A 22393-nucleotide genomic window follows, 5' to 3' on the forward strand; every position below is an offset into this window, starting at 1 on the left:
TAATAAAACGCGTTAAAATGTCAAAATTTAATCCCCAGTTTGATGAGTATATCGCAAAATCTGCCGATTTTGCCAGGCCGATCATGACGTATTTACGGCAGATAATTCACGAAACATGTCCTGAGGTTGAGGAAATCATTAAATGGGGGAATCCACATTTTGATTACAAGGGCGATATGATGTGCATACTCGCTGGTTATAAGCACCATTGTTCTTTCAGCCTTTATAAAGCGGAGTTGATGAGTGATAAAAGAATAATAGAGAGCGTAAAGGCAGGCCAAAAGATGGGATATATGGATAAGATAAAATCTTTATCAGACCTGCCAGCCAAGGAAGCATTGGTAGCTTATATCAAAGAAGCTATGGTTTTAAATGAAAATGGTGTAAAAAAAGCGAAACCTGTATCTGAAAAACCAAAAGTAATTGAAGTGCCTGATTATTTTAATAAAGTACTTATAGCTAATCCATTGGTAAAAGAAATTTTTGAAAATAAATCTCCCTCTTTTCGCAAGGACTATTTAGTTTGGATAACAGATGCAAAAACTGAAGCCACAAGACAAAAAAGAATAGAACAGTCCTTAGAATGGATAGCCGAAGGAAAAGGCAGGTTTTGGCAGTATGAAAAGTAAGTCCGATCGATAAAAAACAAGGTCATCAAATTTGCAAGCCATCCACAGAAACGGGTGGTTTTGTTATTTAAATAATGCTTAACTTTAATAGTAATTAAACCTAAGTATCACTTTATTGTCTAACGAATAAATACTTAACTATGAAACTATTAAAGAATATATCAGTGTTGCTTTTATTGACTTTTATCGGTATAAATATAGCTAATGCTCAAAGTACCAGTAAAGACAAAAAGGCCGCTCGTGCTTTGGCCATAAAAACCCTGGTGGAGGCTCAAAACTATGTATTTAAGGCCAATTACGTAATGCCTATGCGGGGCATAAGCAGATCATTAACCTCTGATTATGATCTAACCGTATCTAAAGATACCATATCCGCATTCTTACCATACTTTGGCAGAGCCTATACTGCTCCATACAACGCTACAGAAGGTGGTATTAAATTTACCAATACCCATTTTACTTACACCTCAAAACCAGGTAAAAAAGGTGGCTGGGCCGTTGTTATAAAGCCAACAGGTAAGGACAAAAATATCAGCGACTGGCGCGACGTGCAAACCTTAAGACTTGACATTTCTTCCGATGGTTATGCTTCATTGCAAGTTACCAGCAGTAACCGCGATCCGATCTCTTTTAATGGCACTATAGAAAAACGGGGAAAGTAGCAAAAAGAGGAAAGTAAAAATGCTCAAAGCATTCCTTTGTGCTAATATACAGAGAGTTAGTTAAATATAACATATAATCAGAAGCTTAAGGTTTAAAATCTTAAGCTCTTTGCTTTCTCAGCTTTCCAGTAGGCCTGCATTATCCTTAAGCATTACGCCGGATGATTTCCGTTTGAAAGCCTCATTAATGAGGTAGAATATTTTTTTTGTTGCCTTTGCATAGGATAAACCGCCAGGTCTGATGTTAGATACACAATTACGTGTTTCATCTGTAAGACCGGGTTTAGGGCTGTATGTGAGATAAACGCCAAGGCTGTCTGCCGAACTAAGCCCTGGCCGCTCGCCTATCAATACCATGGATAGTTTTGCATTTAGTCCATGACCAATATCATCACCAATGGCAACACGCCCCTGTTCAACCAGGCTAATGGGAGCCAACTTAAAACCTGCCGCTGTTAGCTGTGGTATGAGTATTTGCAATAACCCCAGGGAATTTTGATTAACAGCAGTTGCCGATAAGCCGTCCGCTATAATAATAGCGATATCTGTTTCGCTATGATATTCCTTAAGCAGTTGAATGGATTCATCGTTTAACCTTCGCCCCATATCTGGCCTTTGCAGATATTGTTCCCGGTAGCTCACCTTACTTTGCAAGTGTAAAACTGGCAAAGTAAACAATTTAAGTAAATCCGTTAAACTACTGATATCTAATTCAGAATATACAGCATCGCGTGCATGAGCGTGAGCCAGTTTAAACTCTAAGAACTGTTTTAAAGGAATACTGGTACCCACCCTGCCGATAGCTATCCTTGCCGTGGTAAACTCTTTCAGTGCCCTTAATGACTGTATCTCCTGAGGGACATTCCTTTTCATGTTATTTAATCATAGCTTTCAATAAACCGTGTGATTGATTTGCCGGCAGCATATTTCCCCCACTATCTACTATCCCCTGTTTAATGAGCCATTTTTCAAACTCAGGCGTAGGTTTTAAATCAAGTACTTTACGCAAATAAAGCGCATCATGGAACGAAGTTGACTGGTAATTAAGCATAATATCATCAGCCCCAGGTATACCCATGATAAAATTACACCCTGCTACACCCAATAAGGTAAGCAGATTATCCATATCATCCTGATCGGCCTGGGTGTGATTGGTATAGCAAACATCAACGCCCATAGGCAAACCGAGCAATTTACCACAAAAATGATCTTCCAAAGCAGCACGGATAATTTGCTTGCCATCATATAAATATTCGGGCCCGATAAACCCAACAACGGTATTGACCAGCAATGGCTTAAATTTTCGAGCAAGGGCATACGCCCTTACTTCACAGGTTTGCTGATCTACCCCCAAATTGGCATTGGCAGATAGTGCACTACCCTGTCCTGTTTCAAAATACATCACGTTCTGACCTATTGTTCCTCGATTTAAGGATAGGGTGGCCTGGTATGCTTCCTCAATTATATTCAGGTTAATACCGAAACTGCTATTGGCTTGCTCTGTTCCGGCTATCGACTGAAAACAGAGATCAACAGGAGCGCCCTGGTTAATTAGTTCTAAAGTGGTAGTGATATGACTTAACACACAACTTTGTGTAGGTATCTCAAACTGATAGCGAATATTATCCATCAGTTTAAGCAGGTTATTTACCGCTGTAGGGCTATCCGTAGCCGGATTGATACCTATACAGGCATCACCACTGCAATGCAGTAAACCATCAATAATGCTGGCAGCTACACCTTTTGGATCATCGATTGGGTGATTAGGTTGTAAACGAGTACTAAAGTGCCCTTTTAAGCCGATAGTATTCCGGAAAATAGTGATTACTTCGCACTTCTTTCCAACAGCTATCAGATCCTGATTACCCATTAGCTTGGATACCGCCGCGGCCATTTCGGGCGTAATACCAGCAGCTACACGAGTTAAGGTGGCGGTATCGGTTTCATCGCTCAACAACCAGTCGCGCAACTCTCCCACTGTTAAATGACTTATAAAGCTAAAACTTGTAATATCATGACTATCAATAATCAATCTGGTTATTTCATCCTGCTCGTAAGGTATCACTGCCTCGTTGAGAAAGGTTTTCAAAGACACATCAGCCAGCGTTATTTGAGCTGCCACGCGTTCCTCATAGCTTTCGGCAGTTACACCGGCCAGTTCATCGCCAGACCGGTAAGGCGATGCCTTTCCCAGCAAAGTTTTCAGATCCGGAAACTTATAAACCTTGTTGCGTATAGTGTGCCTGTAAGCGCTCATTAGTTCAATTGTTCATTGGTGTTTCTACCCCGCTTCTGTAAATTCAGGTGCGGCCATCATTTCATCGGTTAGCGCTATTTTATGTTTTCCTATCCATATAAAAATCGCGATCACTACAATCAAGCTTCCAAAGAATATACCGCTCACCTGTAAATTAAACCAAATGATGGCGAAAAGGCATACGGTTGATATAATCAGAGCCGTTGCCGGAAACACCGGGTAAAACGGCGAGGCAAATGGTCGCTCAAGATTTGGTTCTTTTTTACGCAGGATAAAAAGGCTCAGCATGCTCATCAAATACATCACAATTGCCCCAAGTACCGAAAGTACGATGATCTGCGCTGTAGTGCCGCTATAAATAGCTATAAAGCTCACTACCCCACCAGCCATAAGTGCCCAGTGAGGTGTTTTGAACCGGTGGTTGATGCCAGCCAGCCCCCGTGGCAAATAACCACTGCGAGCCATAGCAAATACCTGCCTTGACGATGCCAGAATAGTTCCATGCAGCGATGCGATCAATCCAAACAGACCAATACTGGCAAATATTTTAGTGATACCATTTGCTTTACCTAAAACAATCCCTATAGCTTCTGGTAGCGGGTAATCCAGGTTGCTGAGTTTACGCCAATCAGCTATACCTCCGGTTAATATCATAACCCCCAGAGCTAATGCAACCAAAGTAGCCAGTGCTGATATATAACCCCTTGGGATGTTTTTCTTAGGTTCCTTAACTTCTTCGGCAACCATGGCTACACCCTCAATAGCCAGGTAAAACCAAACCGCGAAAGGCAATGCAGCGAATACCCCGGCCCAACCAAAAGGCATCGGATTGCTCAGGTAATTGTCCATTTTAAAATGAGGCGATACGACACCCATATATAGCAATAGTTCGGCTACAGCTAATAAGGTAATGAATACCGAAAATGTGGCTGATTCCTTTACCCCCGATATGTTTAGTACGATAAACGCCGCATTAAATAACATAGCCGACTGCATAACGGGTATAGCCGGGTATAAAAAGTGTAGATAGCTTCCCAATGAAATAGCTATAGCTGGCGACGCCAATAAAAAATCGATCAATGTGGCGTAACCGGCAACAAGGCCACCAATAGGTCCCATGGCCCTATACGCATAAGCAAACGCACCGCCTGCATGTGGAATGGAAGTGGTAAGCTCTGTATAGCTAAAAATGAAGGTGATATACATTACCGTGATCAACAAAGTAGCTATCAGAAATCCAATAGTTCCCGATACGGCCCAGCCCAGGTTCCAGCCAAAATACTCACCGGATATCACCAGCCCCACAGCTATTGCCCACAGGTGAACAGGTTTTAATACTCGTTTTAACTGCTCTGCCGAGGATGCTGCCATATGATTTATTTAATGCGGCTTTAAGATACTTAAAGCCGCTGTTAAATCAAAATGACAGTATATTATGGAATTGTTAAGGGCAATATTTCATTGAAATCATTGAGTCATTAAGTCATTTATATTTATTCAATGACTTAATGACGCGAAGTAAATGACTTAATGATATTTAAACCTTCAAAGTATTCTTCAAATACCCAATACTGCTTGTTATACTGGCCAGTGGATCTTTGGTCATATCGTGCTCTACAAAAAAATGTTTCATACCGGCCGATGCCGCAGCGGCGAAAATGGGTTTAAAATTAATGGTGCCACTACCTACCGGTAATATGGTTTCACGTTTAGCATCCAGATCTTTTACATGCCACAGCGGGAAGCGGCCAGGGTGTTGTTTAAACATTTCAACCGGATTTTTACCGCCTTTGATAGCCCAGGCCAGATCGAGCTCCATTTTTACATTTTTGGCGTCGGTTTCGCTAAGGAGGAGATCATAAGGCACTTTTCCATCAACCGGGTGAAACTCCATATCGTGATTATGATAGGCGAATTGTATACCTACTTTTTTAGCGGCCTCCCCTGTTTTGTTCAGTACATCTATAGTCGATTTGATCTCATCCAACGTAGCTGTAGGCGAATTGGCGCAAACCAGGTATTTAACCCCTCCTTCGGCAGCCTCATCAACCAGTTGCTGCATATTTTCGCGCAGGTTTTTCATGGGTGGTATCACCAGCGGCTTGCCATCGGCCCCTACAGGCATTTTGGCTCCGGGAGGAAGTTTAAATGGGGCCCCAAGCACGTGGTGCGACGTCCAGGCCATACCCAGGTCGTTAACCATAGTTTTGAACTCTTTTGGATTCATACCATAATAGCCGCCCTTTTTGCTAAAAGCCGATTCCAGCTCCTTATAGCCTAAACCCGCTATTTTGGTTAGCGTTCCTTTTACATCTTCATCAATAACTCCAAAAAATGTGAATAGTTGTAAGCCAACCGCGTGTTCGCCTTTTACATTATGGAATAATGAACCTGCTTTGCTGGATAAAGCCACGACACTAAGAGCCAGTGCACCAGCGCTTTGGATAAACTTTCGCCTGTTGTAATTCATACTGATAATTTTTAGTTTTTATAAGTGGTACAGTAAAACTAAATAATTTTTGTATCGATCAAAATTTTATTGTGTCTTTTTTACACAATAAAATTTTGGTGAATGTTTTTTCCCAGATTTTTCCAATAAATTGACAGTAAAAACAGGGGTATTTTCGATGCTTTGTCTGGGTCAAAAACTTTTTAAACCTTGAATTTTAACGCTTTTTAACAAATTTCGGAGCAAAAGGAATTGTTTTTTGATCGTTTAATTAAGCTTCGCGGCCATTTTAACACTTTTTAACAAATTATTGAGGTGTTTTGAAAGGTTTAAAAAGTATTAATTATCTAATTAATAAATAACTAAATACCAAACAATCGCTTTTAGGTTTATTTTCTCTTTAACTAAAACAGCCCGGATCTCTTACAAAAAGAGATCCGGGCTGCTATTGATATAAAGGTACAGAAAAACCGTCAGACTATCAATATATAGCGTTAGATATACAGGCAATTGGCTATCAGTCCTGTCCAGCCGGTTTGGTGGGCTGCGCCGGCTCCACGACCGTTGTCACCATCAAAATATTCGTAAAAGAGGATGTAATCTTTAAAGTTCGGATCGGTTTGCATTTTGTGGTATTGGCCAAATACGGGGCGGTTGCCGTTTTCATCACGCAGGAAGAGATTTGATACGCGACGATAAAGCTCATTGGCTACTTCCTTGAGATTTACATAATTGCCGGAGCCGGTTGGGCACTCTACCTTAAAATCGTCACCATAATACTCGTAAAAACGATGTAGGCTATCGATGATGAGGTAATTGATAGGTATCCAGATGGGGCCACGCCAGTTGCTGTTGCCGCCAAACAGGCCGCTGTCACTCTCGGCAGGTATATAGCCTATGCCAAAGTCGACACCGTTTACGGCCACATGGAAAGGTTTGTCCTGGTGATATTTGGAGAGGGAGCGGATGCCATAATCGCTCAGGAACTCCTTTTCATCCAGCATGTATTTCAGGATCGATTTCATCCGGAACCCTCGCAGTAAACTGATGAGATGTTTACCATTTGGACCTTTCTCGTTCCAGCGCGAAACCAGCGAAGCCAGGTCAGGCCGGTTTTCGGCAAACCATTTCATCCGGTCGCGGAATATGGGGCTATCGCTGATATCACTTTCATTCAACACCTCAGTTGCAAATAAGGGGATCAACCCTACTATACTGCGTACCCTCATTTTAATCGAGCCATCATCCGGGAAGCTAATCTGATCATAGAAAAAGCCATCCTCATCATCCCAAAGCCCTTCATTGTTTTCGCCCAGGTTTGACATTGCCCCTACAATATAAATAAAGTGCTCAAAAAACTTAGAGGCAATATCCGCATAGGCATTATCATCAGCGGCCAATTCTGTAGCTATGCGCAGTAAATTCAACGAATACATGGCCATCCAACTGGTTCCATCAGCCTGTTCCAGGTGCTGACCCGAAGGCAGAGGCATATTCCGGTCAAAAACGCCAATATTATCCAAACCTAAAAAACCACCTTCAAACACATTATTACCCGATGCATCCTTACGGTTTACCCACCAGGTAAAGTTGAGCATTAGCTTGTGAAATATTCTTTCCAGAAAGTAAGTATCACCTTTGCCGTTATTGGCTTCCTTATCGGTTTTGTAAATGCTCCAGGCCACCATAGCATGTACCGGAGGGTTGCCATCGCCAAAATCCCATTCATAGGCCGGTAATTGCCCGTTGGGATGCATGTACCAGTCGCGGGTAAGCAGGATAAGCTGATTTTTAGCAAAGGCCATATCAATGCGGGCCAAGGCAAGGCAATGGAAAGCGAGGTCCCAGGCTGCAAACCAGGGGTACTCCCATTTATCGGGCATGGATACAATATCGCGGGTATTCAGGTGCATCCATTTGCTGTTGCGGGCGGTTTTGCGCTGCTCGGGCGGAGCGGGTTGCGCCGGGTCGCCGCGCAGCCAATGGCGGATATCGCAATAGTAAAACTGTTTGTTCCACATCATACCGCCAAAGGCTTGTCGTTGAATCAAACTCCTGTCAGTATCATTTTTATTGCTGTATATGTCGTTATAAAACTGGTCGGCCTCGGTAAGGCGGGTTTTAAATATCTGGTCAAAATCTTCAAAACTATAGTTAGCATCGGGCGATAAACGCAGTCGTATAGTAATACTTTGTTTTGCGGCTACAGTAATATCATAGTTAATAGCAGCCTTTGTACCTGTATTTTTAGGATTGATAGTATCCGAACCATGTACAATATGATCATTGATGCCATCCTTGGGATATTTGATGCCGTTATCATAATTGTAAAGCCGGCGGGTATTGGTCTCGTTTTCGCAAAATAACAGCTCAGGCGAGCCTTCGGTGTGCAGCCATAGCTGATCAAGGTCCTTGTGCGATACCTCTATCCTACCTGCTCCATTGGCCGTCAAACGGGGTTTATAGTCATTATAACCCCAGGCCCAGGTATTGCGAAACCAAATGGTAGGCATGATATTCAACGCGGCGTCCTGATCACCGCGGTTGTGAACGGATATTTTGATCAGGATATCGTCCTGAGCGCTTTTGGCATATTCGGTAAATACATCAAAGTAAGCGTCGTTGTCAAATATCCCGGTGTCGATGATCTCAAATTCAGGGTCTTTACGTGTACGGCGTTTGTTTTCGGCTACCAGCCATTCATACGGAAAAACCTGCTGCGGATATTTGTACAGCGCTTTCATGTAGGAATGCGTGGGAGTACTGTCCAGGTAATAATAGATCTCCTTTACATCCTCGCCATGATTGCCCTCGGGGTTACTCAGACCGAAATAACGTTCTTTAATGATGGGGTCTTTTTTATTCCAAAGCGCTATGGCAAAGCAGAGGTTTTGCTGTCTGTCGCAAATACCGGCTATTCCTTCTTCGCCCCAACGATAGGTTTTGCTGCGGGCCATGTCATGTGTTATAAAGCTCCAGGCATCGCCATTGGCGCTATAATCTTCGCGTACTGTACCCCACTGACGGTCGCTTACGTACGGGCCCCATTTTTTCCAGGTAGTATCTTTTAACCTTGATTGTTCTGCATTCATGATAGATGATAATGCTTTTTTGAAGCAAGTGTTTGCAAATTAGGCTTAATTAAGGAAAGATAATAGGATGGAATGGTTTGTTTTACACGGGGATGAGGAAGCCTCACCTAAATGGCGAAGCTCTCATGTAATAATCCTCTCCTTTGGAGAGGACTTTACATAGCACATTTTACTCCCTCTCCTTTGGAGAGGGCTGGGGTGAGGCTTTACAGCCATGCTGTTATCAGGATGATAATTTGACTCACCCGCCCGTTGCCTCGCTCGAGCCCCCTCTCTTCGGCTTCGCCGGAAAGAGGGGGAAAGAATTTTTGTCATGCTGAACGGAGTGAAGCATCTATTATTCAATATGCAAATTGGCAAACAGATCCTTCGCTGCGCTCAGGATGACAAATTCTATTATTTTATTCAGCCCAGGCTTTCCTTAAAAACCTCAGCCAGTTGCCGTGCATCATGTTTTCGATATCCAGGTCGGTATAGCCACGTTTTTTGAGCATTGCGGGTACTTTTTGCAAATCGGCAATGGTTTCCAGGTCATACGGGCATTGCTCGCGACCGAAAGCACCATCAAGGTCGGAGCCCATGCCGATGTGCAGCGCATTGCCGGCTATCTGGCAGATGTGATCGATATGATCAACCATTACTTCCAGGTTGCAGTTCATACCTTTAGGGGTCGACTGTCCCCTCACCCAGTTGGGTACCATCATCCAGGCATCCAGCGCGGCACCAATAACCGCGCCACGATCAATAAGGGCTTTGATCATCTCATCGCTGTACTGGCGATTGTGGTTCACCAGCACGCGGCAATTGTTATGACTGGCCCAAACATGGCCGTTAAAATGATCAAGGGCTTCCCAAAAACTATCATCGCATAAATGGGTGGCATCCAGGATAACGTTGAGGCGTTCCATTTCTTTCAGTAGCTCATGTCCTTTCGGCCCCATATAGCCTGTAGCATCGGTCCCTTGAGCGTAACGACCGGGGCCGTAATGCGCAGGACCTACGGCACGTAATCCGTAATTATAAGCACGCTCCAGGTGATGTACAGTAACGAAAGAATCGGCGCCTTCCAGACTTAAAATATAACCCACGGGTTTGTTTGCTGTCGATTGGCCATCGTTCCAAAGCGCGAGGTGTTTCTCCAGCGATGGCAGATCGGTTATCTGCACCATTTCGCCGGCATCTTCCATGGCTTTGTACCAGGCTACCTGGCCCTGGGTTTGCGCCCATGCCTGCTCTGGCGAATGCCAGCCCGGCAACGGGTTGTCTGGCGCTACATAACGCCCTATCTGCGTAGCTACTACCAGGCCAATATTGCCTTTACGCAGCTCGGGCAAGGTAACCACAGCTTTGGCACGATCAGGCTTATCAGTGAGGCCTTGTTCACGTTGATTAACTTCGGCCAGCGGACGGGTAAGGTCGCGGTTCCACTCAAGCGCGTTCATGCTCAGGTCTAAATGGGCATCAATTATAAACATATCAGATAGTTATTTTTCTGTCGCGCGCAGCATTTAGCCATTCGCCTTTAAGTGCATTATTTTCAATAGTATATACTCGCTCATATAAAGCAACAGTTGGGCATATATGATGCGGTATACCGTACAATACATCACCTATATGATAAGTGTGACCTTCGCCTGCCTCTACCACCAAATGCTCTTCGCTTTGGCCTACAGGTACCAGTTCGGGCGCATTTAAAAAATAGATCCGTTTGCTTAATTCATTCTCGGCTGATACAGATTTATGGCCCACATCCAGGCAAAGTTTGGTGGCTCCCGGCAGGGATATTACCCTGGAAATAACCAGCGCAGCGGGTAAAAAACCTTGTTCGGCCATGCCCAGCTGATAGCCTTTATCCCAATAAACAAAAGTACCGGGACTGCATTCTACCACTCCTCTTTTGGCGTGAATGGGGAAGGTAGGCGATCCACCGGCTACAATCACCGGTTCGGCATAACCACGCTTTTTGATATCTTCCTGCAATTTTAAAACAGGCTCAAAGCTGGTATTGCAACGCTCGGCACGGGTAGCCAGATCGGCATCATGGATATGACCATCATAAGCGTGCAAGCCTACAGGGTTTAATCCCGGTAATACGGCACAATCCATGTATAATTGCAACGCCTCAAAACCGGCTTTGATACCGGTACGGTTCATACCAACGTTAATATCGAGATAAACATCTACACGCAGCTTGTATTTTTCGGCCACTTGCGATATTTCGCTCGCAGCAGCGGCATTATCAACCAGGCAAGAGAATTTGGTAGCCGGGTAAGCATGCACCAGCTTAATGAAACGGTAAAGCTTTGGCCCAACCGGCTGATAGGCCAGCAACACATCGGGCGCTTTGCATATAGCCAATAATTCGGCCTCGGCAATGGTAGCGCATTTGAACTTGCGGATGCCGGCTTCGAGCAGCAACTGCGTAACCTCTTTATTCTTGTATGTTTTTACGTGCGGACGTAACCTGGCCGCATCATCGATCATGGTTTTAAGCAGATCGATATTGGCCTTTACCCTATCCGGGTAAACTACCAAAGCCGGGGTATCCAGCTTTTCTATATCGCCAATGGTGTACCAGTTTTGAGTCATGGGTGGAGAGTTGGTTAGTGGTGAGGAGTGAATGGTAAGTTTTTTGTCTGAACCCTGATTTTTCACCTTTTGTCTATTTTTCATTGGTGTTCAAGAAGGCTTCGCCGTTTTTAGGATTTAAGGATTACCAGGATTACCAGGATTAATTATTTAATACCTGAATCTTTATTGTGATTTCCACTCACTATTCACCACTCACTATTCACTAAAATAATTCAAACAGGGCCTCGATCTCAACCGGGATATTGTCTGGTAACGACCCCATGCCTACTGCGCTGCGTACGCCTATGCCATTTTCTTCGCCCCATATTTTGGCAAAAAGCTCACTGGCGCCATTGATAATAAAAGGGTGTTTTTCAAACTCGGGGGTACAATTTACCATACCCAATACCTTGATCACTCTTTTAATTTTGTTGAAACTGCCAATGTTGGCCTTAATGGTAGCCAGCATGGTTAAACCAACCTGCTGAGCGGCCAGCTTACCATCTTCCTGCGAAACGGTATCGCCAATACGACCGATGATGAGGGAAGCATCGTCCTGCACCGGGCCGTGGCCCGATAGGTAAAGATATTTTCCATCAACTAAACATGGTTTATAAACGCCAAGTGGCTTTGGTGCGGGCGGCAGGTTTAAACCCAACGCCGCGAAGTTTTCTTCGGGAGTGTTCATAACGGTAAAATTATAAAGTTTAAGCAATAATTAACAACAAAAAAGCCGGGGATCTTATCCTCGGCTTTGATTAATTAACTGTATGGTATTCCGTTTAAATTTAACTCCATTGTAAATTATTGGTCTTTCTCAGGGGAAAGGCTGGAAAACCAGAGGGAGCCTTTTTTACCGCGAACCATAATGCCAGCAATACACCATAACTACCGCCGCGTTCTACCCATTCAAACAATTCGTAATGCGGGTAAAATAATTCGCTGCCTATTTTCCAGATAATAAATACCAGCAACAGGTTTTGAAATGGCCGGATGAGTATAGAAAGAGCCGACAATATTTCAAAACCACCAACGATCAGCGCTGTTTTGACCGGATCATGAAAACCCAGTGACTGGTATTGTTTCAGCAGTCCGGCTTTTTGTATCAGGTTAAGCCAGCCATGCCCCAATAGCAATAAAAATGCGATAACTCTTAAGCTGTTTACAACTGTTTTTAATACCGGTGACTCAATAACTACCTGATCGTTCATGCGGGCAAACCATTGCTTTAACGGCATTTTAATGCCACCCTGTACGATTAATAATGCCAACGGGGCACCAAAATTACCAGCACGTTCAATAAACTCCGCAAATGGTTCGCCGGATAAGGGACGCATAGTAGCGGTAACAAGGCCCCATATCACCAGCCAACCCGCAATGGCACGCGTAGGATAAACGAGCATGGATATGCCCAACAAAATATCTACAGAGCCTACAATCGGCATCAGGTGGTACGCCGCATCATGACCAATTCCTACCACCGCGAAATAGTTGCACCATATAGGTTTGGTGATAATACCAAATGCACCATGCCCTATAAAGCACATGGCGCAGGCCAATCTTAGTGTGAAGTAAATTTTTTGATCGGTAGTTAAACGTAACATTTATTTTGATTAAAGATTATGAGACTATGAGATTTTGGGACAAAAGAAATTGTATGGATCATTTTTTTTAATCCTTTATCCAAAAATCCTTTAGTCTCATAGTCAGAAGGTCCCAATACTCTATTTATCCGCTCCATCTGCTTTTCCTCTAAGCACGGCGTATTGACCAACTTTTGCTCCGGTTTGCAGGCCCACTTCACAATCGCTGCGATAATGTATGGCGCCGTATAACCGCGACATGGCAGCATCATGAGCCAGATCAGTAAACTTGCTACCTCTATCGGGCAGCAAATAGGTCAATACCGCCGCTGCCGCCGCGCTAAAATTGGAGTGGCCCGAGGTATATGCCGGAAAGTTAGGTATCCCGGTCAGCGTTTTAATGTTTGGATTGGCCTGAGACGGGCGCTGGTTGAAATAAAAATACTTGGTATCCCAGCATACAATAGCGGCATCCATTTCGGCCATGTTCAGCAGGGCGAAGTTGCGCGCCCAGCGTATCTCACTATAGTTCTGCTTTACAAATTCATCGGCAGCAATAGCGTTCCAATGGCCTGTAGGCGTATAGGTGCCCGCGCCATCAGCCCAAAAAGCAACCTGCTCCTCATGTGCACGTGAATGGTCTTTACTGAAGGATAATACCTCTTCCGTTTCTTTTTTAAACTCAGGTGAATTGGTTAAATAAGGGGGACCTGGTCTTAAAGCAATCACGGTAAGCGAATCAAATAAAAAGGGAGTAACTTTTGAAAACAAAGGCAGCATAGGTGGTCTTTTGGGGGTTTCGAGGCTCACCCAAAACTGCTCGCCTTTGGCAGTAGCCGTTGTTTCAAATCCTTTCCAGATATCAGGTGTGCCAATAGCTTTGCCAGCACGGTCGTTACGTGCACGGTTAGCAAATATGGCAGCCACCTGCTTACCCAATGCTTCGCCCGCGTTAAGTTCGCCGCGGGTATTGGCGCCGGCCATGATACGGTATAGTTTTTCTTCATCGGCCTTTTGTTGTATATAAGCGATCTCTGTAGGAAATAATAGCTTCATGATCTCCACAGTAGTTCCGGCAATAACAGCATCTTCGCTTGGATATGATGGCAGATCGGAAGTAGGTACCAGTGGCTTTATAGCCGAGTCGTTTTTATATGGAGCGGTACGTTTGTACACGTTTTTAAAATGCCAGGCAGCTCTTAGGGCATCGTATTGGCTCGCACTCACGTAGGCATAGGCCCTTGCCGCATATGGTGGGTTAGAGAACGGAAACTCCGGATAATTGAAAGGATTAGCCGAATTTGGCGCCGGGTAGGTACCATCCGGGTTTTGATAAGGTGGCACATTATGTTTAGCTACCAGATCGCGCAGGATCTCGTTCCACCGCAACACTGAGCCGGCGCTCCAGTATTTGATGGTCGCTTTTTGATCATCGTTAAGGCTGCGCTGCAATGCTTTGATCTCGTTAATATCGGCCACATAAGCTGGTGAAGTTAAAGCATCCGGAGCGGCAACATTCAACACACTAAAATCGGTTACCAACACCGGTTTCCAGGTATCGGCATTCAAATCGATATTGGTTGGTGCCAGCGCTGGGTAAGCTGCGGTGCGATCATTAATATCCTTTTTACATGAGCTCAAAAAAGCAACACCTGAAACAAGGACTGGGATTATATAGCGTAATGTTTTTTTCATATTGATCATCTTTAAGTATTAACCTGCTTATTTTTGTTTTTTGGTACTAAAAACGTAATAAACTCCTCCATAAAATGTGCGGGTTTGCCCAACGTTACGTCCGCTTAAAACATAATTACCACCGGCGGTAAACTCCAGTCCGCTAATGGATTGCAGGCTGTATTTTAATATTACCCCAGCCAGTGTCGAGTTCATTTTATTACTGGGGAAAGGCATATCATTTTTACGGATATCAAAACCTCCAAGCGTGGTTATTTTGGTCAATACAGCTTCGGCATTAAATTTTAGACTTCGGTAGCCGGAGCTTACCAGGAAATTGGTCAGATTAGGCATTTGCACCTCGTTGGTATAATGCAGTTCGGTTGTGTAGTACGAATTTCTGTCGATAGTAATATTGCTGCGGCGGATATATTGACCCGCACCAGCTACAAAAAAGCGGCCTACCTGATAGTTCAGTAAACCACGTAGGGCCACATTTTTACTGTGCAGCCCTATGGATAAGGGTAAATAGTCGGCCCGGTAATTACTTAGCGGTATCGTTCCGGAGAGTATAGCATGAAAGCTGAACAAGCCCTTGCCTATTTCCTCTTTTAGGGCCATCCATTTAACTGAGGCTGTCAGGTCCTGAAAATTGTGCTCGCCCCTTAGCGTACCTGCTGTGGCATGGGTAGTTACATAAGGCACCATAAACAATAAATTAATCCGATTTGACAGACCATAGTTTCCACCCAGGCTATAAGTATTGGAGCTTACAGTGCCCAGGTTAAGGTTGTCGCGTTTAAAAGTGCCTTCCCAATAATGATCCCAGCTACTGTGAGTATACATACCGGCGGCACAGAAATAATCTTTGGGAATCATCAATGCATCAGCATCTGTTTGTGCTTTGGCAAATGGGGATAGAATAAGACTAAATGAGATAACTAAACAGCATCTGCAGAAAAGTTCAGGTAAGGTTTTTATCATATATTACAAATTAGGGTGAGGTAAACAAATCAATCGGCAACGAGGTTAACGCATATTGCTAACCTCTTTATAATCAATCGGCAATACTAAAGACAATCAATAACTGAATTATGCTTACAAGCAGATGAAATACTTTTCAGTCTATGATCAACCAGATAGGCATGGCAACCGGCGGCTCAGATCTATTTAGTTTACAGGATTATGGACACAATAAATATATTTACAATAATATAATTATCATGATGGATATTTTAAAACAACCCTGGCCCTGGTATGTAGCTGGCCCATTGATTGGCCTTGTGGTTCCGGCTCTTTTATTGGCAGGCAATAAGGCCTTCGGTATATCATCCTCATTGAGGCATATCTGCGCGGCTTGTTTACCCGCAAATATTCCCTTTTTTAAATACGAATGGAAAAAGGAAAGCTGGAACCTGTTTTTTGTTGCAGGTATTGTGCTGGGTGGTTTTATAGCCACACAATATTTATCGGGTAATCATCCGGTTAATATTAATCCACAAACCACTACCCTACTTAAACAGCAAGGTATAACCGATTTTAGCGGCCTCCTGCCGCATGATGTATTTAACTTTAATCAATTGCTCACACTAAGGGGATTCATTTTCATGGTTATTGGTGGCTTTCTGGTGGGCTTTGGCACCCGGTATGCAGGCGGTTGCACATCGGGGCACGCCATTATGGGTATCTCAACTTTACAATGGCCATCTGTTGTAGCCACATGCTGCTTCATGGCGGGTGGCCTTGTCATGACCTGGTTTATTTTGCCTTATCTTATTAGCTTGTAATATGCCTAACATTAAATATCTCATCATCGGAATGCTTTTTGGGATTGTGCTGGTTAAATCGGAAGTGATATCCTGGTTCCGGATACAGGAAATGTTCCGGCTGCAATCATTTCATATGTACGGCATTATCGGCAGCGCCATTGTAGTTGGTCTTATCTCTGTATTACTGATCAGGCGTTTTCAGGCCAAAACCATATCCGGAGAACCTATCGTTATCCCGGTTAAAAAATTCCACTGGGGTAATGTTTATGGTGGCTTGATATTTGGGCTGGGCTGGGCTATAACAGGAGCATGCCCGGGTCCGCTGTTTGCTCAGATAGGCAGTGGTTTCTTTGTAATTATAGTTACGCTACTGAGCGCCATAGCCGGTACCTGGGTTTATGGCCTGCTCAGGGACAAGCTTCCGCACTGATTTACTGTCGATGATAAACTATGATTTGTTTCAGTTTTAATTTCCACCAGCATCCTGTACATCGCTAATTGAACGAATAACCCGCGCCGGGTTTCCTCCTACAAGGGTATTCGGTGGGACATTCTTAGTAACTACAGAACCTGCGGCTACAACCGAGTTTTTGCCTATTGTTACGCCACCGATGATAATTGCACCGGCGGCGATCCAAACGTTTCTTTCGATTACAATAGGCTTTCCGATGGTAACGGAACGACGTTGCGATGGATCAAGGGGATGTCCAGTGGTAATAATACTTACATTCGGCCCAATCATCACATCATCTCCTATGTCGAGCCCGCCAAGATCATAGAAAGTACAGTTCTGATTAATAAAGACATTACGCCCTATACGGATCTCGTTCCCACCAGCGGTATAGAATGGGGGGATCAGCGAAAAGCGTTCATCCACATCTTTGCCAATAAGCTCGCTGAATAGGGCTCGAATTTCATCAGCATCATTAAATGTCAATCGGTTAAGTTTTGTGGTAATCTCCATCGCCTGTTTTACGTTTGCCACCATGGCCGCCGACTCTGGTGTTCTTCTGTAAATTATCCTGGTGTTATCGTCATTCATTATTTGTTACTTTTTTAGCTTATAATTGCCTTCCCCTCTCATCGAAGTAAAGTTAGTAATAGAAGTCTCGGGGAAATTATATTTTTAACCAAAGACTTTACCCAATAATGGAAAAGAAAAAATTAACTGCTGGTAATATTACCTATCTGCTGTCGGCGGCTATTATAGTTATTATGCTGGTAAACCCAACAGCGAAAGCTTTATTGATACGAGGTTTGATTGGTATTGGTTTTTTTAAGCCCGACATCCCTGTTCAGGTATCGAAAAAAGCTTTAGCCGACCCCTTTAATATCTCTTTCAGGGATAGCACAGGAAGGATTTTAAATACAGCCGATTTAAAAGGTAAAGTGATATTTGTAAATTTTTGGGCCACATGGTGTCCGCCTTGTATCGCGGAAATGCCTACCCTTAATGGGTTCTATAAGCAGTATAAAAATGCTCCCAATGTGGTTTTCATACTGGCCGATGTAGATAACAACTATACAAAAGCCAACGAGTTTATGAAAAAACATCATTACGTTTTACCTGTGTATACATTAGCCAGTAATATACCGGAAGACATCATGGACGGAACAATCCCAACTACCCTGGTATTTAATAAAAAAGGCGAACTGGTATTTAGACATACTAATACTGCTAATTACAACAGCGCGGGATTTACAGATTATTTCACTACCCTATTAAACAATAAGTAGCTACTTCAATTAATTGTTTTCTGAACACAAAATATGCCTTATCAATTAAACATGATTTTAATTAAATTAATTGTTGTTATTTTAACACTTATTAATTTTTTTTCTTTTCTTTACAATTCCAATATCAAAACCTCATTCAATGAAAAAGAAAACACTTACCCATCTCTTTACTTGCTTACTGTGTTTTGGTTCGGCTACAGCTTTTAGCCAAACCGGAACGATTACCATTAGTGATAATTCAAAAACCACCATTGATAAGAATATCTACGGGCAATTTGCCGAGCACCTTGGTCATGGAATATATGGGGGTTTTTGGGTTGATAAGAGCCTTCCTGTAAAAAAGCAGGATCGTATCAGGCTTGATGTTGTTGAAGCATTAAAGAAAATAAAGATCCCGAATCTGCGCTGGCCCGGCGGTTGTTTTGCTGATGAATATCATTGGCGCGATGGTATAGGTCCGGCGGCACAACGCCCGCGTATGGTGAACACCAATTGGGGCGGTGTAACCGAGGATAACAGCTTTGGTACCCATGAATTCCTGGAACTTTGCAGTTTATTGAAGTGTGAGCCCTATGTAGCAGGCAATGTGGGCAGCGGCACAGTGGAAGAAATGTCTAAATGGATTGAATACTTAAATTCCAACAGTACAAGCACAGTCGTTAAGGAAAGAGCCAAAAACGGTCACCCGGAACCATATAAAGTTACTTTTTGGGGTGTGGGTAATGAAAGCTGGGGTTGCGGTGGCAATATGACACCCGAGTATTATGTAAACCAATTTAAACGCTATGCCTCTTTTGCTAAGGATTATCCGGGCGCAAGGCTTAAAAAAATAGCCAGCGGCCCCAATGCCGATGATTATAACTGGACAGAAGTATGCATGAAAAACATCCCGCTGCATATGCTTTACGGCCTGTCGCTTCACTACTACACTATACCAACCGGTAACTGGGGTAAAAAAGGTTCAGCTACCTCATTTAGTGAAAGCGAATATTTCAATACCATGGTAAACTGCCTTAAAATGGAGGAGTTGGTAACCAAACACTCGGCTATTATGGATAAATATGATCCGGAGAAAAAAGTAGCCCTCGTAGTTGATGAATGGGGCGTTTGGACAGATCCTGAACCCGGCACTAACCCTGGTTTCCTGTATCAGCAAAACAGCCTTCGTGATGCGCTGATAGCAGGCACCACGCTAAATATTTTCAACAATCACAGCGACCGGGTAAAAATGGCCGCGCTGGCACAAACAGTTAACGTTTTACAGTCACTCATTTTAACCGATAAAGAAAAAATGGTGCTTACCCCTACCTATCATGTATTTGACATGTACAAAGTTCACCAGGATGCCAAATACCTGCCTATAAAATTAGATGTTACTGATTATGAAGTTGATGGTAAAAAGATAGCGGCTGTAAATGCTTCGGCTTCACAGGATGCCGCGGGCAAGGTACATATCTCATTGGTTAACCTGGATATTCATCACCCGATAACCATTACAACGGGTTTGCAGGATATCAAATGGTCGGCAGTAAGCGGTCAGATACTCACTTCGGCCAATGTAACCAATATCAACACTTTCGCTGATCCCAACAAAATACACCTGAGTAATTTTACCGGGGCGAAAAAGGATGGTGATAAACTGGTGGTTACATTACCAGCTAAATCAATAGTGACTTTGGAGTTGAATTAATACTTGTCTACACAGTGTCATCCTGAGCGTAGCGAAGGATCTATTAACAGATAGGCATATCGAAGAGCAGATCCTTCGCTACGCTCAGGATGACAAATTGTTCTGTTGAGGCTACTTCACCTTAATCCCCCAAATATCACTCAACGCTTTTTTAGCGGCATGATAACCACACATGCCATGTACGCCGCCACCTGGTGGTGTGGATGACGAGCAGATATAAAGCCCCTTAGCTGATGTTTTATAAGGCGACCAGCGCAATGCAGGTCTGGTAAACAGCTGCCCAATATCGATAACCCCGCCATTGATGTCCCCACCAATATAGTTAGGGTTATATTGCTCCATTTGTGTGGTATTGAAAGTGTGCCTGGCTAATATAGTATCCCTGAAACCTGGTGCAAAACGCTCAACCTGTTGCTCAATAATAGTTGTCATGTCTTTCTCCGAACCATTGGGTACATGGCAATAAGCCCAGGCCGTTTGTTTGCCTTCTGGCGCACGTGACGAATCAAACTGGCTTTGCTGTGCTAATAACACAAACGGTTTTTCGGGGTGTTCACCTTTCCAAATACGTTCCTCGCCAATGGCTATCTCTTCAAATGTATTGCCTATGTGTACAGTTCCGGCCTGTTTAACCTGTTCGGCTTTAAAGGGTATTGGCGCGTTAAGAGCCCAATCTATCTTAAATACGCCCATTCCGTAACGATAGCGCTCCAATTGCCATTTATACAGGGATGAAAACCGGTGCCCTGCTATTTTCAGAAGTTGTTTGGGCGTGATATCAAACAATACAGCGTGTGCAGATGGCAGCTGGTTTAATGACTCAATGTACCGGTCGGTTTCTATTTGCCCTCCTATCGAAATAAAATAAGAACCTAAGGCATTAGCTATTTGTTTTGACCCGCCCTTTGGTACAGGCCAGCCTTTTAAATGCCCCTGCGCCATCAGTACCAGGCCAATGGCTGATGTAGCTAAATTGCTTAAGGGCTGTATGGCATGTGCTGCCATCCCGGCAAATAAGCCTTTCGCGGCTTGGGTTTTAAAACGTTTCTCTAAAAAGCTGGCCGAGGTTAAGCCATCAAGGCCAAATTGGGCCATAGCCAACGGGTGCTTGGGAAAATGCAGCGGACCTAAAGCATCGGGTGCTATGAGCGGCCAGTTTTGTACAACGGGTTTGATGAGTTTGAGGTATGCCTGTTCATCGGCACCTAACAAGCTGGCGGTTTGTTCGATTGATTGGGTTAAAATAGCGGCCGTGCCATCATCAAAGGGGTGCGCGGCCGCTATTTCTGGATAAATATATTCTAACCCGTGCTGTTGCAGTGGTAATGTTTCAAAAAAGGGTGACGCTGCTGCCAGGGGATGTATAGCCGAACATATATCATGAAGGTAACCCGGCAATGTCAATTCAGCCGAACGCAGCCCTCCTCCTATCTCCTTTTTACCTTCTATCAATAATACAGATAAACCGTTTTGTTGTAATAAAATGGAGGCCGCCAAACCGTTAGGTCCGGAGCCTACAATTACGGCATCATAATCGCGTTTTTCGGGCTTCATGTATAAAGGCTGATGTTTAAAAGCTCACTAAGGTATTTAAATAAAGGCTTTTTACCTTAATGATTTTAAAAACACAGCTGCATTTTCAGGATCAATTCAATACCTCGCCTGCGTGGGTAGCTTCGGGCACCTCGATCAGTTTACCGGAACGTACATCATAAATGTAACCGTAAATCGGGATGTTGCCGGCCACCAGCGGATGCTGCCTGATGCGCTGCACATCTTCTACAACACTTGCCTCCAGATTTTTAAAAGTAAGGAAAGCGATGTGCCGCGCTTCGTTTGATCCGCCGCTTTCTTCGGTATTTCGCCATCCATGTTCATCAACAGTGGCGGTTTTCAAACTTTTAGCCAGCAAATCGCGGATAATATCATCGGTAAACAAGGCCATACCGCAATCGGTATGATGGATCACGAACCATTCTTTGGTACCCAACAGTTTGTGCGATATCACCAGCGAACGAATGGCATCATCACTCGCCCTGCCACCGGCATTACGGATCACATGGGCATCGCCTTCGGCCAAACCTGCATACTGGGCAGGATCAAGCCGGGCATCCATACAGGTTAAAATAGCAAACTGCCGCGCTGGTGGTATGGTTAATTCGCCTTTGTCGCCAAAGTGTTTTACATATTCCTGATTAGCCGAAAGTACCTGTTGGTGAACTTTCGACTTTATTTTTTGCAATGGATCAATTACGTTTGACATGGTATCTCTTTATTTAA

General features: G+C 43.8%; 20 protein-coding genes. 6 read left to right on the top strand and 14 right to left on the bottom strand.

Annotation, left to right across the window (positions count from 1 at the left end; all coding sequences use genetic code 11):
* Positions 1-17 precede the first annotated feature (17 nt).
* Together FHW89_RS03415 and FHW89_RS03420 are read left to right on the top strand one after the other, a co-directional pair.
* On the top strand, positions 18-629 hold the full coding sequence (locus FHW89_RS03415; RefSeq protein ID WP_172333591.1) for a YdeI family protein: 612 nt from the start codon (positions 18-20) through the stop codon (positions 627-629).
* Between the two features lie 140 nt (positions 630-769).
* The gene (locus tag FHW89_RS03420) at positions 770-1291 is read left to right on the top strand and encodes a DUF4251 domain-containing protein (RefSeq protein ID WP_172333592.1); all 522 of its coding nucleotides are present in this window, start codon (positions 770-772) and stop codon (positions 1289-1291) included.
* 117 nt (positions 1292-1408) lie between these two features.
* Here FHW89_RS03420 and eutC read toward each other — a convergent pair whose 3' ends face one another.
* The 11 genes from eutC to FHW89_RS03475 form a co-directional block, all read right to left on the bottom strand.
* A complete protein-coding gene (gene eutC / locus FHW89_RS03425; RefSeq protein WP_172333593.1) occupies positions 1409-2164 on the bottom strand; it encodes an ethanolamine ammonia-lyase subunit EutC in 756 nt (251 codons plus the stop codon).
* 1 nt (position 2165) lies between these two features.
* Positions 2166-3548, bottom strand: a complete 1383-nt coding sequence (locus FHW89_RS03430) for an ethanolamine ammonia-lyase subunit EutB (protein ID WP_172333594.1) — start codon at positions 3546-3548, stop codon at positions 2166-2168.
* A 24-nt stretch (positions 3549-3572) separates the two neighbouring features.
* On the bottom strand, positions 3573-4919 hold the full coding sequence (gene eat, locus FHW89_RS03435) for an ethanolamine permease (protein WP_172333595.1): 1347 nt from the start codon (positions 4917-4919) through the stop codon (positions 3573-3575).
* A gap of 166 nt (positions 4920-5085) precedes the next feature.
* The gene (locus FHW89_RS03440; protein WP_172333596.1) at positions 5086-6018 is read right to left on the bottom strand and encodes a sugar phosphate isomerase/epimerase; all 933 of its coding nucleotides are present in this window, start codon (positions 6016-6018) and stop codon (positions 5086-5088) included.
* A gap of 473 nt (positions 6019-6491) precedes the next feature.
* Positions 6492-9089: a glucosidase gene (locus tag FHW89_RS03445; protein WP_172333597.1), complete on the bottom strand. Its 2598-nt coding sequence runs from the start codon at positions 9087-9089 to the stop codon at positions 6492-6494.
* Between the two features lie 401 nt (positions 9090-9490).
* Complete coding sequence (locus FHW89_RS03450; protein WP_172333598.1) at positions 9491-10564, bottom strand: dipeptidase; 1074 nt, start codon at positions 10562-10564, stop codon at positions 9491-9493.
* Position 10565: 1 nt separating this feature from the next.
* A complete protein-coding gene (locus FHW89_RS03455) occupies positions 10566-11762 on the bottom strand; it encodes a D-TA family PLP-dependent enzyme (protein ID WP_253952147.1) in 1197 nt (398 codons plus the stop codon).
* A gap of 121 nt (positions 11763-11883) precedes the next feature.
* Entirely contained in the window at positions 11884-12348 is a 465-nt protein-coding gene (locus FHW89_RS03460; RefSeq protein ID WP_172333599.1) for a RidA family protein, read from the bottom strand.
* Positions 12349-12448: 100 nt separating this feature from the next.
* Positions 12449-13264: a hypothetical protein gene (locus FHW89_RS03465; protein WP_172333600.1), complete on the bottom strand. Its 816-nt coding sequence runs from the start codon at positions 13262-13264 to the stop codon at positions 12449-12451.
* 120 nt (positions 13265-13384) lie between these two features.
* Positions 13385-14938 (bottom strand): phosphatase PAP2 family protein, encoded by a 1554-nt coding sequence (locus FHW89_RS03470; RefSeq protein WP_172333601.1) that lies wholly within the window; start codon positions 14936-14938, stop codon positions 13385-13387.
* Between the two features lie 27 nt (positions 14939-14965).
* Positions 14966-15901, bottom strand: a complete 936-nt coding sequence (locus FHW89_RS03475) for a hypothetical protein (protein ID WP_216650455.1) — start codon at positions 15899-15901, stop codon at positions 14966-14968.
* Between the two features lie 143 nt (positions 15902-16044).
* Here FHW89_RS03475 and FHW89_RS03480 point away from each other — a divergent pair, with 143 nt between their 5' ends.
* Positions 16045-16704 carry a YeeE/YedE family protein gene (locus FHW89_RS03480; RefSeq protein WP_253952148.1) on the top strand — a complete coding sequence of 220 codons (660 nt, stop codon included), beginning with the start codon at positions 16045-16047 and terminating at the stop codon, positions 16702-16704.
* 1 nt (position 16705) lies between these two features.
* Positions 16706-17116 carry a DUF6691 family protein gene (locus FHW89_RS03485; protein WP_172333602.1) on the top strand — a complete coding sequence of 137 codons (411 nt, stop codon included), beginning with the start codon at positions 16706-16708 and terminating at the stop codon, positions 17114-17116.
* Between the two features lie 36 nt (positions 17117-17152).
* On the opposite strand, the gene FHW89_RS03490 is transcribed toward FHW89_RS03485, so the two are convergent.
* On the bottom strand, positions 17153-17728 hold the full coding sequence (locus FHW89_RS03490) for a sugar O-acetyltransferase (RefSeq protein ID WP_216650456.1): 576 nt from the start codon (positions 17726-17728) through the stop codon (positions 17153-17155).
* 107 nt (positions 17729-17835) lie between these two features.
* Between FHW89_RS03490 and FHW89_RS03495 the strand changes: the two genes are divergently transcribed.
* Both FHW89_RS03495 and FHW89_RS03500 read left to right on the top strand, forming a co-directional pair.
* Positions 17836-18423, top strand: a complete 588-nt coding sequence (locus tag FHW89_RS03495; RefSeq protein WP_172333603.1) for a TlpA disulfide reductase family protein — start codon at positions 17836-17838, stop codon at positions 18421-18423.
* 139 nt (positions 18424-18562) lie between these two features.
* The gene (locus FHW89_RS03500) at positions 18563-20113 is read left to right on the top strand and encodes an alpha-N-arabinofuranosidase (RefSeq protein ID WP_172333604.1); all 1551 of its coding nucleotides are present in this window, start codon (positions 18563-18565) and stop codon (positions 20111-20113) included.
* Positions 20114-20224: 111 nt separating this feature from the next.
* Here FHW89_RS03500 and FHW89_RS03505 read toward each other — a convergent pair whose 3' ends face one another.
* Together FHW89_RS03505 and FHW89_RS03510 are read right to left on the bottom strand one after the other, a co-directional pair.
* Positions 20225-21667 (bottom strand): NAD(P)/FAD-dependent oxidoreductase, encoded by a 1443-nt coding sequence (locus FHW89_RS03505; RefSeq protein WP_172333605.1) that lies wholly within the window; start codon positions 21665-21667, stop codon positions 20225-20227.
* A gap of 91 nt (positions 21668-21758) precedes the next feature.
* The gene (locus FHW89_RS03510; protein WP_172333606.1) at positions 21759-22376 is read right to left on the bottom strand and encodes a carbonic anhydrase; all 618 of its coding nucleotides are present in this window, start codon (positions 22374-22376) and stop codon (positions 21759-21761) included.
* Positions 22377-22393 lie beyond the last annotated feature (17 nt).

Origin of the sequence: Mucilaginibacter sp. SG564 (assembly GCF_013149275.1) — a bacterium.
Lineage (GTDB): Bacteria > Bacteroidota > Bacteroidia > Sphingobacteriales > Sphingobacteriaceae > Mucilaginibacter.

Excerpts from the sequence above, each read along its gene's own strand:
- FHW89_RS03415 (WP_172333591.1), top strand. The coding sequence starts at position 18 with ATGTCAAAATTTAATCCCCAGTTTGATGAGTATATCGCAAAATCTGCC.
- FHW89_RS03420 (WP_172333592.1), top strand. The coding sequence starts at position 770 with ATGAAACTATTAAAGAATATATCAGTGTTGCTTTTATTGACTTTTATC.
- eutC (WP_172333593.1), bottom strand. The coding sequence starts at position 2,164 with ATGAAAAGGAATGTCCCTCAGGAGATACAGTCATTAAGGGCACTGAAA.
- FHW89_RS03430 (WP_172333594.1), bottom strand. The coding sequence starts at position 3,548 with ATGAGCGCTTACAGGCACACTATACGCAACAAGGTTTATAAGTTTCCG.
- eat (WP_172333595.1), bottom strand. The coding sequence starts at position 4,919 with ATGGCAGCATCCTCGGCAGAGCAGTTAAAACGAGTATTAAAACCTGTT.
- FHW89_RS03440 (WP_172333596.1), bottom strand. The coding sequence starts at position 6,018 with ATGAATTACAACAGGCGAAAGTTTATCCAAAGCGCTGGTGCACTGGCT.
- FHW89_RS03445 (WP_172333597.1), bottom strand. The coding sequence starts at position 9,089 with ATGAATGCAGAACAATCAAGGTTAAAAGATACTACCTGGAAAAAATGG.
- FHW89_RS03450 (WP_172333598.1), bottom strand. The coding sequence starts at position 10,564 with ATGTTTATAATTGATGCCCATTTAGACCTGAGCATGAACGCGCTTGAG.
- FHW89_RS03455 (WP_253952147.1), bottom strand. The coding sequence starts at position 11,762 with ATGAAAAATAGACAAAAGGTGAAAAATCAGGGTTCAGACAAAAAACTT.
- FHW89_RS03460 (WP_172333599.1), bottom strand. The coding sequence starts at position 12,348 with ATGAACACTCCCGAAGAAAACTTCGCGGCGTTGGGTTTAAACCTGCCG.
- FHW89_RS03465 (WP_172333600.1), bottom strand. The coding sequence starts at position 13,264 with ATGTTACGTTTAACTACCGATCAAAAAATTTACTTCACACTAAGATTG.
- FHW89_RS03470 (WP_172333601.1), bottom strand. The coding sequence starts at position 14,938 with ATGAAAAAAACATTACGCTATATAATCCCAGTCCTTGTTTCAGGTGTT.
- FHW89_RS03475 (WP_216650455.1), bottom strand. The coding sequence starts at position 15,901 with ATGATAAAAACCTTACCTGAACTTTTCTGCAGATGCTGTTTAGTTATC.
- FHW89_RS03480 (WP_253952148.1), top strand. The coding sequence starts at position 16,045 with ATGATCAACCAGATAGGCATGGCAACCGGCGGCTCAGATCTATTTAGT.
- FHW89_RS03485 (WP_172333602.1), top strand. The coding sequence starts at position 16,706 with ATGCCTAACATTAAATATCTCATCATCGGAATGCTTTTTGGGATTGTG.
- FHW89_RS03490 (WP_216650456.1), bottom strand. The coding sequence starts at position 17,728 with ATGAATGACGATAACACCAGGATAATTTACAGAAGAACACCAGAGTCG.
- FHW89_RS03495 (WP_172333603.1), top strand. The coding sequence starts at position 17,836 with ATGGAAAAGAAAAAATTAACTGCTGGTAATATTACCTATCTGCTGTCG.
- FHW89_RS03500 (WP_172333604.1), top strand. The coding sequence starts at position 18,563 with ATGAAAAAGAAAACACTTACCCATCTCTTTACTTGCTTACTGTGTTTT.
- FHW89_RS03505 (WP_172333605.1), bottom strand. The coding sequence starts at position 21,667 with ATGAAGCCCGAAAAACGCGATTATGATGCCGTAATTGTAGGCTCCGGA.
- FHW89_RS03510 (WP_172333606.1), bottom strand. The coding sequence starts at position 22,376 with ATGTCAAACGTAATTGATCCATTGCAAAAAATAAAGTCGAAAGTTCAC.